The 14,050-nt window shown below is 35.6% G+C and carries 11 protein-coding genes and 1 tRNA gene; 5 read left to right on the top strand and 7 right to left on the bottom strand.

The annotated features are described in order from the left end of the window. Window positions 1-4,012, top strand: a 4,012-nt coding sequence (locus tag MYP_RS24290) for a gliding motility-associated C-terminal domain-containing protein (RefSeq protein ID WP_045469847.1), incomplete at its 5' end; no start/stop codon positions are given. Window positions 4,013-4,050: 38 nt separating this feature from the next. Here the strand turns inward: MYP_RS24290 and MYP_RS24285 are convergent. Next, on the bottom strand, window positions 4,051-5,064 hold the full coding sequence (locus MYP_RS24285) for an acyl-CoA reductase (protein ID WP_045469845.1): 1,014 nt from the start codon (window positions 5,062-5,064) through the stop codon (window positions 4,051-4,053). A gap of 127 nt (window positions 5,065-5,191) precedes the next feature. Here MYP_RS24285 and MYP_RS24280 point away from each other — a divergent pair, with 127 nt between their 5' ends. Both MYP_RS24280 and MYP_RS24275 read left to right on the top strand, forming a co-directional pair. Then, window positions 5,192-5,539 (top strand): 4Fe-4S dicluster domain-containing protein, encoded by a 348-nt coding sequence (locus tag MYP_RS24280; RefSeq protein WP_045469839.1) that lies wholly within the window; start codon window positions 5,192-5,194, stop codon window positions 5,537-5,539. Between the two features lie 103 nt (window positions 5,540-5,642). Further along, window positions 5,643-6,827: a phosphoglycerate kinase gene (locus tag MYP_RS24275; protein ID WP_045469837.1), complete on the top strand. Its 1,185-nt coding sequence runs from the start codon at window positions 5,643-5,645 to the stop codon at window positions 6,825-6,827. Between the two features lie 109 nt (window positions 6,828-6,936). Here the strand turns inward: MYP_RS24275 and MYP_RS24270 are convergent, their stop codons facing one another. From MYP_RS24270 to MYP_RS24250, 6 genes are all read right to left on the bottom strand, one after another. Further along, window positions 6,937-7,887, bottom strand: a complete 951-nt coding sequence (locus MYP_RS24270) for a D-2-hydroxyacid dehydrogenase (protein WP_045469834.1) — start codon at window positions 7,885-7,887, stop codon at window positions 6,937-6,939. A gap of 21 nt (window positions 7,888-7,908) precedes the next feature. Beyond that, entirely contained in the window at window positions 7,909-9,927 is a 2,019-nt protein-coding gene (locus tag MYP_RS24265) for a RecQ family ATP-dependent DNA helicase (RefSeq protein ID WP_231570094.1), read from the bottom strand. Between the two features lie 94 nt (window positions 9,928-10,021). Further along, window positions 10,022-10,528, bottom strand: a complete 507-nt coding sequence (locus MYP_RS24260) for an RNA polymerase sigma factor (RefSeq protein ID WP_028982531.1) — start codon at window positions 10,526-10,528, stop codon at window positions 10,022-10,024. Window positions 10,529-10,607: 79 nt separating this feature from the next. Then, window positions 10,608-10,739, bottom strand: coding sequence for a hypothetical protein (locus MYP_RS26855; RefSeq protein WP_262506818.1), 132 nt, complete (start codon window positions 10,737-10,739; stop codon window positions 10,608-10,610). A gap of 318 nt (window positions 10,740-11,057) precedes the next feature. Further along, the gene (locus MYP_RS24255) at window positions 11,058-11,564 is read right to left on the bottom strand and encodes an RNA polymerase sigma factor (RefSeq protein ID WP_045469833.1); all 507 of its coding nucleotides are present in this window, start codon (window positions 11,562-11,564) and stop codon (window positions 11,058-11,060) included. A gap of 254 nt (window positions 11,565-11,818) precedes the next feature. Then, window positions 11,819-12,469, bottom strand: coding sequence for an ABC transporter ATP-binding protein (locus MYP_RS24250; RefSeq protein ID WP_045469873.1), 651 nt, complete (start codon window positions 12,467-12,469; stop codon window positions 11,819-11,821). A 179-nt stretch (window positions 12,470-12,648) separates the two neighbouring features. Here MYP_RS24250 and sucC point away from each other — a divergent pair, with 179 nt between their 5' ends. Further along, window positions 12,649-13,842: an ADP-forming succinate--CoA ligase subunit beta gene (gene sucC, locus MYP_RS24245; protein ID WP_045469830.1), complete on the top strand. Its 1,194-nt coding sequence runs from the start codon at window positions 12,649-12,651 to the stop codon at window positions 13,840-13,842. Window positions 13,843-13,900: 58 nt separating this feature from the next. Then, window positions 13,901-13,974, top strand: a tRNA-Arg gene (locus MYP_RS24240). Window positions 13,975-14,050 lie beyond the last annotated feature (76 nt).

The raw sequence follows: 14,050 nt of genomic DNA, 5'->3' as shown, positions 1-14,050 counted from the left end.
AATGGTGCTGACTGCTGCAGTAACTAATCCGAACTGTAATGGGGCTGCGAACGGAGCGATCAACATTACTTCTGTTACTGGCGGTACTGCTCCTTATACTTATACAAGAAACGGCGCCCCTGCTGCTCAGAACAATATTAACCTTACTGCTGGCACTTATAACATCAGAGTAACTGATGCCAACGGATGCTTTAAAGACTCTGCATTTACTCTTACTCAGCCGGCTCCTTTTGTAGTTGACAGCAAGATTACAGATGAAACTTGTGCAGGCTTGAATAATGGAAAGATCAATATCACTTCTGTGACTGGAGGAGTTGCACCTTATTCTTATCAATGGTCAAATGGAGCTATTACTCAAAATGTGAGTAATCTTGGAGCTGGAAACTATAACGTCATTATTTCCGATGTAAATGGTTGTTCGGATACTGTTGATTTCACAATTAATCCTCCGGTTCCAATGACTATTGAAACCAACATAACTGAACCAACCTGTATTGGTGCTAATGATGGAGCTATAGAGATTACTTCAGTTACAGGAGGTAAAGAACCTTACATTTCCTATACCTGGGATAACGGAGAGTCTACTAAAGATATCTCTGGTCTTACTGCAGGAACATATACATTAACAATTATGGATAATTCTGCTTGTACCCAGACATTTACTATAGTCGTAAATGACCCTGCTCCTATTTCAGCTGGTTCAACAATTACAGACGAAACCTGTACAGGAAATGATGGAAGTATAAGCCTGATTATCAATGGTGGGACAGCACCATATAGCTTTGAATGGAAAGATGGTCCCACTACTCAGGACCGTACAGGCCTCATAGCTGGAAACTATACTGTAGATGTGAAAGATAGCAAAGGGTGTTCTGGAACCTTTAATTTTACTGTTAATCATTCAGTAACTATTTCCATAATACCAACCATTACTGATGTAAAATGCTATGGAGAAAGCAACGGATCAATTTCATTAGCTATATCCGGAGGAGTTGAACCTTATTCAAATTTCTTATGGTCAAATGGAACAGTTACACAAGATCTAATAGGTGTAGTAGCCGGCACTTATTCAGTAAAATTCACCGATGACAAAGGATGTAATTATCAGTCACAGGACTTTATTGTAAATCAGCCAGCACCTTTAGTCATTACTGCTGATATCAGCGAACCAGTTTGTAAAGGAGGTACAAATGGAACTATCACTATTACTTCCGTGACAGGAGGAACTGCCCCGTACAAATATCTTTGGCCGGAAAATGTTACTACTCAGGGAATCTCTAATCTTGGCAAAGGTACATATCAACTAACTATAACTGATGCTAATGGATGTACTTTAGACTCCAATTTCGTAATTGGGGAGCCTGATGGATTTGTATTTGACACACTTAAAACAGACATCACATGTTTTGGATTAAGTGATGGAAGCATTATTGTAGACGTTACTTCAGGTGGTACCTCTCCATATAGTTACCTATGGAATACCGGAGTCACAACAAACAATATTCAGAATTTAGGAAAAGGCTCATATAGCATAAAAATTACCGATGCCAGTGGATGTAGCGAAACCTTAAACTTTATTATCATTGAACCAGCACGGTTAAATGCAACTTCTATAGTTACGAATGTTCAATGTCACAAAGGTAATAGCGGATCAATTGAATTGACTCCTACAGGAGGAACACCTGATTACTCTTACTTATGGGACACAGGAAATAACACTGCAAAAATAACCAATCTTAGAGCAGGAGCTTACAAAGTGACAATTACTGACAAGAATTCATGCAGTAAAGACACTACCTTTATTATAACACAGCCGGATACATTAATTGTGGATCAAGCAAGTGCAGTAAAAGATGTATCATGTAATGGAAAATCGGACGGACAAATTGAATTACATCTTAATATTTCAGGAGGAACAGCGCCTTATTCTAATTTTGTATGGACACCAGGAACATTGACTGGACCAAACAATTATGATCTTCCTGCAGGTGTTTATATAGTAAACTTTAAAGATGCTAAAAACTGCTCATACAGAGATCAGTTCGAAATCAAAGAACCCCTACCTATGGAGGTGAACCCAATAGTGAATCCGAACCCAATCTGTAAATCCAAAACAGTAACGATCACGATTCCTGAGGTATATTCAGCTTATTCATTTGATGGAGGAAAGAGCTATCAGACTTCTAATAAGTTTTCAAAACCGATCTTTTCTGATACTTTAATAAAGGTTGTAGTTTTAGATTACCTTTCTACTTGTGAAAGTAAAGTTGATTCTGTAAATGTTTCCTTAAAGAAACTTACTGCAGACAATTTATCTAAGGATGTATCCTGCTTTGGTAAGTCTGATGGTATTATATCACTTTCAAATATTACCGGAGGAGCCGGAGGATATTGGTTTGCACTTGATGAATTCTCAATACCGCAACAAGATTCAACATTTACTGGATTAAATAAAGGTAAATATACCCTCTCAATCTTTGATAATTCAGGTTGTCTGTATGACTTCCCTGTTGAAATTAAAGAACCTCAAAAGCTTGTTCTCGGCATTGATACCATTATAACTATCAAGCCTTGTGCAAATTCAAATAATGGAGAAATACATTTACAAGTATCAGGTGGCAATGGAGATTATAAATACTCTCTGAACAACGGTACATTAATCACCACTCCTGTTTTCACAAGCCTGTCTCAAAATGATTATTTTATAAAAGTAATCGACAAGAATGGTTGTGCAGATTCATTGTCAGCAAAAGTAACAGCTCCGGATACCATAAATATTTCGAAAATAGTAGCTGATATTACAGGTGTTGACTGTTTTGGCGATGACAATGGTTCTATTAAATTATCCAATATAACCGGAGGTCTTCAACCATATATTTTCACCTTAAATGGTATAAAAAACAATACAGGTGAATTTGACAATCTGTCTGGTGGAATATCTACACTTGTAATTTCCAATAAAAATGATCAATGTCCGGTAACTTATCCGTTTGAAATTCCAGAACCGGAGCAGATTAAGATTATCATGAGTGATGTAAAACAAATCACCTGCTCAAATGAAGGTAGCGTGACAATAAATGGAGTTGGCGGTAGCACACCATATCAATATGCTATTGATGATAATTCTTATGGCATCACTAATGTATTCAGCAATCTTTCTGTAAATACATACCACTTTAAAATTAAAGATGCCAATAATTGTCTTGCACATGCTGATACAACCTTAATCCGTATTGGACCAATGCCATATATAAGAACCAAAGATGTGCCTTGTTTCAATGAGAAAAAGGGTGAGATTACTATTGATTCCCTACAAGGAGGAATTCCAATTTTCACTTATTATTTAAATTCAATTGACAAGAGTACTAATAATGTCATCAAAGATTTAGGTGCAGGCATTTATTCTATGGGTATTAAGGATGGAAATTGCGATGTGCCATTTACCATCAATGGTTACTACCTGTTTAATGGAACGTATTATGATACCATCTATAACTCTAATATAATTATCAATGAGCCAGAGCCTATCACTGCTGAGGTATATGTGATTAAGAGTTCAAGAGAAATCAATTCAGGTACTATATATGTTTATGACATACAGGGAGGTACACCTTTCTATCTGATAAGTTATGATGATCAGGTATACTCTCCTTATGTATTAGCAGATTCAACTTTGAACAGTAATAGTAACCTTGCTCCTGGAGAATATAAAATATATATCAAGGATGGCAATGGATGTAAAGTGGAAAAAGAAATAGTGGTTGGATCCGGGTTTTATATTCCTAATATGTTTACACCGAATGGAGATGGTAAAAATGACAGATTTGAGATATTATCCATACCATACGGATCCAAATTCTATGTTCACAACAAATGGGGCAGCAGAGTTTTTGCGAGCGACAATTATGATAATAGCTGGGATGGAGAAGATCAACCGGATGGCGTTTACTTCTATGATCTGCTTTTACCAAACGGTCAAGCATATAAAGGATGGATTGAAATCATGAGATAAATAAAAAGCCCCCCGACCTTGGTCGGGGGGCTTTTTATTTATAACTCCATCAAAAATTTCATAGTATCAACATTATCAGCATAATCCCATGGTGCAGGGCATTGAGCGTTTCCAAAGGAAACCGAATCCGTATACCAGCCATTGGCTGACAGTATAGCCTGAATTTTTTCCCGATTAGCAGAAATCTTAGTCTGTAAAACGGCCAGATCTTCATACTCCTCATAATACACTACCGAAATTGGTGAAACAATCTGCTCATCCTTTTTTAACATCAGGAACCCATTATCCAGATGATCCACCTTGTTCAGCAGGAAAATTGATTTCTGATAATCATAATTATTTGCATATTTATGAAAATTAAGAATCCCTTCAAATTTGTTCATATTCTTATAGAAAGTATCAAAATTATATCCCTTAGGAACAAACAATTTTGACACATTTCTGCATCCAAGACCGAAATAAGTGAAGATATCATCAGATAAAAGTTTTAGCTCATTCTCTCCTTCTTTCCCATTAAGAACCGCCACTGATGATCTGTTTTTCCTTACTATATGAGGCACTTTGGAAAAATAAGCTTTAAAATACTTAGCAGAATTGTCACTTCCGGAAGCAATATATGCATCCATATTTTTGAGCATATCCTGAAAAGAAATTTTATCAGCAAAGGAAGGCTCAATTTCAATTAATAATGTTGCAATTTTCCGAAGGAGTACATTATCTGTAGCCGCTAATTTTCCATAAAAATGATGTCCGGTCAAAAGGACACATAAAAAATCATGGAAACCGGCAGCAGGAATATTCCCTGCCATTACGACCCCAACATTTCTGGACTTGTAAGCTGACGAATATCCCTTAATCAATTGCTTTAGTTTTTTTTCATCCAAAAGTGAAATTATTCCATTTAATGCTTGCCTGACGTTGGCATTTGTAAACCAGCTGTTGTTATTCTCTGCCTGTCTGAACCAGATATCTAACTCATTATCAGATAAATTATTTAAATATTTCCCCAATGAAGCAAATGCATCTGCCCTCTTGGAAAGTCCCGTCTCCATTAATTTTAAATTGTAGTATTTCCGCAAAATTAGGATTTATATTGATTGAGAATCAAATTGTGCTTAATTTTGTTGCTTAAAACACTTTTTAAACCATTTATATTATTTAATAAAGAAGGAGTACGTCATGGCTATAATGATTACCGATGAGTGTATAAACTGTGGAGCTTGTGAGCCGGAATGCCCTAATACTGCAATTTATGAGGGCGGTGTACAGTGGAATTACTCAGGAGGCACTAAATTAAGTGAAATAGAACTCGAAGATGGGTCTACAATGGATGCAAAAAGTCCTCAAGAGCCTGTATCAGACGAGTTTTACTATATTGTTGCAAACAAATGTACCGAGTGCATGGGTTTTCATGAAGAACCTCAATGCGCAGCGGTTTGTCCTGTTGATTGCTGTGTTCCTGATCCTGATAATGTGGAGGAGGAAGATACGTTATTGGCTAAAAAAGCATGGCTTCACGCAGAATAATTGAAAATTAATTTCCTAATATCAAAAAAAGGTGATAATTCAATATCACCTTTTTTATTTTACCAAGATTTCTTTTAATATTGACCTCCTTAAAATTTGCGATATGAAAACTGTAGACACCTTTAATTTTTCAGGTAAAAAAGCCTTGGTTAGGGTTGATTTCAATGTACCCTTAAACGATAAACATGAAATTACCGACGATACCCGTCTTAAAGCTGTAATTCCGACCGTAAACAAAATTCTGAAAGACGGAGGAAGTGCTATTCTTATGTCTCACCTGGGAAGACCAAAGGGGGGATATGAAGAAAAATACTCTCTGAAACATCTTCTTCCTTACCTTAACCAAACCTTTAACACTACAGTAAAATTTGCAACCGACTGTATAGGTGCTGATGCTGAAAAACTTTCTGCTGATTTAAAGGCTGGCGAAATTCTTTTACTTGAAAATTTAAGATTCTATAAAGAAGAAGAAAAAGGTGACGAAGTTTTTGCTCAAAAGCTTTCTAAACTCGGAAATGTATATGTAAATGATGCTTTCGGAACTGCCCACAGAGCTCATGCTTCTACTGCAATTATCGCTAAATTCTTCAATGATAGAATTTGCGGTTATGTAATGCAAGCTGAACTTGACAATGCTAACAAAATCCTTGAGAAAGCTGATAAGCCATTCACTGCAATTATGGGTGGAGCTAAAATTTCTGATAAAATCCTTATTATTGAAAGACTTCTGGATAAAGTGGACAACCTGATCATCGGAGGAGGAATGTCATATACTTTTGCAAAAGCTCTTGGAGGAAATATTGGAACCTCTCTCCTAGAAGCTGATAAAGTTGAATTAGCAAAATCATTGATTGAAAAAGCAAAAAGCAAAGGAGTAAATTTAATTCTTCCTATTGATACAGTAGTTGCTGATAAGTTTGATAATAATGCATCTACTCAGATCGCCCCTAACAGAAACATTCCTGACGGATGGATGGGACTTGACATTGGACCGGAATCTCAAAGAAGTTTTTCAGAAGTAATCGACAATTCTAAAACTTTACTATGGAATGGCCCAATGGGAGTTTTCGAAATGCCAAGTTTTGAAAAGGGTACTGTAGCTGTTGCTAAGGCAGTTGTAAATGCAACCAAAAAAGGAGGTTTCTCTCTTATCGGAGGTGGTGACTCTGCTGCTGCAATCAACAACCTTGGTTTCGGAGATGATGTATCTTACGTTTCCACAGGTGGTGGTGCACTTCTTGAGTACATGGAAGGCAAAGTTCTTCCTGGAGTTGCTGCTCTTCAATAAGTTTTAAAAAAAATAATCAATAAAAAAGAGACTGAATATCAGTCTCTTTTTTTATGTAACTATCTTGTAGTTCCCTTGCCACCATAATGTAAAAGGTACTTTAGACTTTTTACTTTGTGCTTTCAACTTTCGCTTTCCACTCCTTAATATTACTAATAATCCCCTCTACCAATCTCCCTCTTGCTTCTATACTTGCCCAGGCAATATGAGGTGTAACAACAAGACGTTCCTTGTTTTTAATTTTCAAAATTGGGCTGGATGAAGCCATCGGTTCTTTTTCAAAAACATCAATACCCGCACCCGCAATTCTGTCATTATTCAAGGCTTCGATAAGAGCATTTTCATTAACTATCCCCCCCCTTCCAACATTGATGAGAATTGCATTTCTTTTCATCAGATTAAATTCTTTCTCTCCTATTAGACCATGAGTTTTATCATTCAAAGGAGAATGAATGGATATAACATCACTCTGTTTTAACAGTTCTTCCAGACCTACCCTTTCAAAATCAGGATCATCATGAACACCTGAGGTTGAATAATAAATGACTTTAGCCCCAAAAGCTGTTGCTATATTTGCCACCTTTTTCCCAATAGCCCCAAGTCCTATTATTCCATAAACTTTACCCTTAATTTCCCAGTACGGACGAGACAGAGAAGTAAAAATTTCACTTTTGCAATATTCCCCACTTAGGACATAATTATTGTAATATTCAAGTTTATCGAGCAAATGAAGAAGCAATGAAAAAGAATGCTGAGCAACACTGTCAGTAGAATAACCTTTTACATTTTTAACCGGAATACCTTTTTCCGAAGCAAAGGCAATATCAATATTATCTGTCCCAGTAGCTGCCACGCAGATCAATTTCAAATCTGGAAGTTGAGACAAAATCTCTTTGGACAAAACTACTTTATTAGTAATTGCAACATCAGCCCCAGATAAGTGATTAATGACATCATCTGGTTTTGTATGTCCGAATTTTATAAAATCACCCAGCTGATTAAAGTCATCAATCGCGGGTACCTCTCCCAAGGTATCGGCATCCAATAGTACTATTTTCATTTTTTTCAAATAACTTTAATATTAAGTATTCTTAGCCAAAGATAGATTGCCATCGTCGAGATAAACCAGCATCCCCGAATCTACAAGACGTCTCAAAACTTTGAGCACATTCTCTTTTTCGATGGAACTGAAAGAAAACACAAGATTTTCTGGAGATATAGGACCACCATTTAACTTTTCAATAATTTTCCCTGATAATTCCACTTCAATATTATCTTTAACTTCCTCTTTTTTCTCCTTCAGACATACATCACACAAACCGCATTTTTCACTATTTTTTTCCCCGAAATATTCCAGAAGCATTAAACTCCGGCACTTATTTGAATTCGTTGCATATTCCACCATCGCGTCCACTTTTGCCTTATACAGCTCCTTCCGTTTAGCAAGGTCTTTATAATCCAAAGGTAATACTGAAGCATCCATTCTAGGCATTACAAATTCTATCTGCGGCTTATCCTTTTGCTTTTCATAAACCAATAAACCTTTCTGATCTAAAAAGCTAAGCTTTCTGGTAACATCCATTTGGGACTTATGAATGTAATTAGCAATTTCTGTTTCCCTGATATTTACATAATTAGAGAATACCTCCCCACCATAAATTCTTAAAATGGATTTAATGAAAACATCATCCTCAGGATTACGCAGCTGATATTCGTAAAGCCTTGTCTTATCAGTGGAAATGAAAATTTTGGAAGGGTTATAATAAGCCTCATTCATTTGAATCATCCCCTCCTGTTCCAATCTTTTCAAGGCATAATAAGATTGTATCTTAGGCAATTTATAAGTCTTAATAAATGCTTCCATATCAAAGTCAAAACTTATAAACTGAGAAGACCCAACTGCAAGTTTGTAAAAGTTTGCAAGTGCCTGATATACCCTTTTAATTATTTCTGCGCTTGGGAAATTACTTTCGATCTTTGCTTCAAGATCTTCAATATCTTTATCATTGAAGAGTAGTACGGCATAACATCGTTTCCCATCCCTTCCTGCCCTTCCGGCTTCCTGGTAATAGTTTTCCGGATTTTCAGGAAAATCATAATGAACAACTGTTCTGACATCCGGTTTATCGATTCCCATGCCAAAGGCATTAGTAGCGACCATTACTCTTACCTTATTACTAATCCACAAATCCTGATTTTTTGATCTTGAAGAGTAGTCCAGTCCTGCGTGGTAAAAAGATGCGGATATTTTATTTTTATTCAGAAATCCTGCCAGGGCTTCCGTTTTTTTTCTGTTACGAACATAAATAATAGCAGTCCCTGGAACATTTTTAAGGATCTGCAGAATCTTTCTTTCCTTATTTTCTTCCTTAAAGCACGAGAATGAAAGATTATCCCTTTTAAATGATTTCGAGATTACATTTGGCTTTTTAAACTCCAGCTTATCCTGAATATCCTGAGTTACTTCCGGAGTTGAGGTAGCTGTTAATGCCATTACAGGAACTGAATCGCCTATAACATGCCTGAATGCGGCTATTTCCAGATAAGACGGCCTGAAATCATATCCCCATTGAGAGATGCAATGCGCTTCATCTACTGCAAGGAGATTAACTTTCATTTTTTTCACTCTTTGAATGAGCAAATCAGAGGATAGCCTTTCAGGTGCCAGATATAAAAACTTTACCTGGTCATAGATGCATCGGTCCAGAATGACGTCAATTTCATTAAAAGAAAGTCCGGAGTGAATAGAAAATGCAGAAACACCTTTTTCTCTGAGTCTTTCCACCTGGTCCTTCATTAAAGCAATCAAGGGAGAAACCACGATACAAAGACCATCCATTGCGAGTCCTGGCACATGGAAACAAAGCGATTTCCCACCACCTGTCGGAAGCAAGGCAAGAGTATCCTTCCCATTCAAAACTGAGGAAATAATTTCTTCCTGAAGTGGTCTGAACTGAGAATAGCCGAAGTACTGGAATAATATTTTATGAATATCCTGCAAGAATACAATAACAATAAATAAATGAAGTATTCTAAAGGATAAAAGTAATTTATAAGAGTAATATAAAAAAATAAAACCCAAGGCAGTTCTTTTTCTCATACTGCAATCATTTGAATAAATGATTAGATTTCCTGAAATCAGAACAGTAGTGAATAAAAACAACCCTTGGGTTTTACGAAGTGTTATTTGCGTTTTAGTATTGGTATTCTTTCAAAGATTCCATAAGGTTTTTTCTAGCGACGTGGATCCTGTTTTTGACTGTTCCCATTGGGATGTTTAGGTGGTCAGCTATTTCGTTGTATTTAAATCCTTCATAGTGCATCATAAAAGGGATTCTGAAGGTTTTGTCCAGCTTATTTATTGCTTTGTAAATTTCTTTAGAAGCAATATTGCTGGCGCCCTGGTTGAATGAAATTGTACTGGAAACATTAAAATTATACCCCTCGTCAATCGGATCAACCAAAGTGTTTCTTTTATCAATTTTATGGTAATTACTGATAAAAGTATTTTTCATGATAATATATAACCAAGCCTTAATATTAGTGCCAGACTTAAATTTAGTTCTGTTTCTTAAAGCTTTAAGAATAGTATCCTGAATCAGATCATTTGCATCATTATGATTATGTGTAAATTTTAACGCAGGTATTTTCAGAGATTTTGATGCCGTATACACTAACTCATTAAATTCGACAGCTGTCATAAGTTCTTTTGGTTAAGGTTATTAATGTTCTTTTGTAAGGTTATTTTTTTTGACCTGATTGTCACCGATTCTATTCGGATTAAATGTTATATCTCCTTTTAAAGAGTGCTACTTTAATTTGAAGTGGACTTAAATAGGCTTCTTTCTTTTCTGCTTCTTCAGCTTTGATAATGTCTTTTTCCTGTTTGATATTTTTTTCTATTATTAGCATTTCCTTGTTGTGATTATTATGTAACAAATGTAGTATTTTTTACACTTTTTAAAAACTATACAATCATTTTTATTAGTTTTTAAACACCATATTTCTCCCCACATTATCAACATTACCATGTTAATTTACTGTATATCAACAAAAGAGTTTAAAAAAATTAACACTTTTAAAACTTTTATTACAGAAAACAACCAAGAAAAATAAATGTAATCATTATACAACTTTAGATAATATTAAAAATGTAATATTTAAACTTGAATTAAACAAAAAATGCCAAACTAATCAGCTTGGCATTCCTTAATCTCAATTCAGTAAGTTTTAAATTTTATAATCTTTAAGCGCACTCATTAAAGTTTTTCTTGCAACGTGAATCCTATTCTTCACCGTTCCCATAGGAATTTTTAACTTTTGAGCAATCTCTTCATACTTAAATCCGGAAAAATGCATCATAAAAGGCTCGCGGAATACTTTATCCAGCGAATTAATTGCCTTATTTATCTCTTCCATTGCAACATTAGCAGTACCATCATTATATGTAATAGTACTTGGCACATTCAGAGTATAATCATCATCAATCGGATCTACCAGGCTATTTCTTTTATCAATCTTATGATAATTACTTATAAAAGTATTTTTCATAATAATATAAAGCCATGCCTTTATATTAGTCCCTTTCTTAAACTTGGTCTTATTTTTTAATGCCTTAAGAATGGTATCCTGAATAAGATCATTTGCATCAGCCTGATTATGAGTAAACTTTAAAGCAGGATATTTTAAAGATTTAGAGGCTATATAAACTAGGTTATTAAATTCAACAGTATTCATCGCAGTAGTTATTAAATCAAATAATTCACTTTAAATATTTCAAAACTCCAATTTTATTACACTCATTCCTACACACTAAACCCATGTAATAAAATTTTGTTATTTAAAGTAAAACAAAAATACAACTACCCTTAAAATCAATAAAATACACAAAAAAATTATAAAAATAACAAAAACCAAAAAGTAATTAAATTATCAGATATAACAAAAAAAGCTATTTTTTATTATTCATATCTATCAAAAAGTACACTCATTTAAACAATCTTCCCATCTCTCATTTCAAGTTTTCTGTCTGCACTTTTAGCAAGCGATTGATTGTGTGTAACGATTACAAAAGTAAGATTAAACTCATTTCTAAGTTCGAAGAATAACTTATGCAGCTCTTCTGCATTATTTGAATCTAAATTCCCACTGGGCTCATCCGCAAATACTATTGAAGGAGAATTAATAAGAGCTCTCGCAACACTTGTCCTTTGCTGCTCCCCTCCGGAAAGTTCGGATGGCTTATGATTAAGTCTTTGAGACAATCCAAGTCGATCAAGCAACTCCTTTGCCTTCTGCTCCACTTGTTTTTTATCTCTTTTACCTATATATCCTGGCAAACAGACATTTTCAAAACAAGAAAACTCAGGAAGCAAATTATGAAACTGAAATACAAAACCGATATGGTTGTTTCGGAATAAGGCAAGCTCCTTATCACCGATTTGATTCAAATTAACACCGTTTATAAATAATTCTCCCTTATCCTGCTTATCAAGTGTTCCCAGAATATGCAACAATGTGGTTTTACCGGCCCCGGATGCCCCTACCACAGACACAATTTCTCCTTGTTTAATCTGTAAATCAATTCCCTTTAAAACTTCCAGGTGGGGATACCCCTTATAGATATTTCTTGCTTCCAGCATCATAATTCAACTCATTTAGACTTCCTAAAAACAAATTTATATCTAAAAGGATTAAAAATCCCTCTTTTCTTGAAATTAAAAGCCAAAAATGATAGATTCGTGCCGTTCTTCCGATAGATGGGAATACCCTGAAAGAAAAGAACATCTGTGGTGTTAAACTTTTAACTATTTATTTACTCATGAATATACATGAATATCAAGGTAAAGAGATTCTGAAAAAATACGGTGTTCGTATACAGGAAGGAATTGTTGCAGAAACAGCTGAAGCAGCAGTAGAAGCCGCTAAAAAACTAAACCAGCAGACAGGTACCGAATGGTATGTTGTAAAAGCGCAAATTCATGCAGGTGGAAGAGGAAAAGGCGGCGGAGTTAAATTAGCTAAAAACCTTGATGAAGTTAAAGATCTTGCGGGGAAGATCATCGGTATGAACCTGGTGACTAAACAAACTGGTCCTGAAGGCAAACATGTTCACAAGGTTCTGATTTCTCAAGATGTATATTATCCGGGAGAAAGTAAACCAAAAGAATACTATATGTCCATTCTATTGGACAGAAATACAAGCAAAAACCTTATTATTGCCAGCACTGAGGGTGGAATGGAGATTGAAGAGGTTGCTGAACATACTCCTGAAAAAATCATCAAAGAGTGGGTTGATCCACGTGTAGGTCTTCAAGGGTTTCAGGCGAGAAAGATTGCTTTCAAGCTAGGTGTTGAAGGTGAAGCTTTCAAAGAAATGGTAAACTTCATCCAGGCTTTATATAAAGCTTATGAAGAAACTGATTCTGCAATGTTTGAAATCAACCCTGTATTAAAGACTTCCGATAATAAAATTCTTGCGGTTGACGCAAAGGTAAACCTTGACGACAACGCTCTATACAGACATAAAGACCTTGCCGCTCTTAGAGATCTTAACGAAGAAGATCCTTTGGAAGTAGAAGCTTCAAACTCTGGCCTTAACTATGTAAAACTTGACGGAAACGTCGGTTGTATGGTAAACGGTGCAGGTCTTGCAATGGCTACTATGGACATCATCAAGCTTTCCGGTGGTGAGCCTGCGAACTTCCTAGACGTAGGTGGTGGAGCAAACGCTCAGACTGTAGAGGCTGGTTTCAGAATCATCCTGAAAGATCCAAATGTAAAAGCAATCCTTATCAATATCTTTGGTGGTATCGTTAGATGCGACAGAGTAGCTAATGGTGTTGTAGAAGCTTACAAAAAAATTGGTGATATCAAAGTTCCAATTATCGTAAGACTTCAAGGAACAAACGCAGAAGAAGGCGCTAAGATCATTGAAGAGTCTGGTCTTAAAGTATTCTCTGCAATCGTTCTTAAGGATGCAGCTGCTAAAGTAAAAGAAGTTCTTTCTAAATAAAGACAAAAGTATCAACGAGGAGTGGGTTCAAAGAACTCCCTCCTCTTTCCTTTTTTTAGCACCCGTAGTTCAATTGGATAGAATGTCAGATTCCGGTTCTGATGGTTGGGAGTTCGAACCTCTCCGGGTGCACTAATTAATTCAGCTATTTAGCCTATTTTTTTAAAGGGCTTTTTGAGTTAAAAGTCGAGTTTTACTTACACAGATA

Source organism: Sporocytophaga myxococcoides, from assembly GCF_000775915.1.
GTDB classification, from domain to species: Bacteria; Bacteroidota; Bacteroidia; order Cytophagales; family Cytophagaceae; genus Sporocytophaga; species Sporocytophaga myxococcoides_A.
This window is presented reverse-complemented; position numbering and strand designations above follow the sequence as displayed.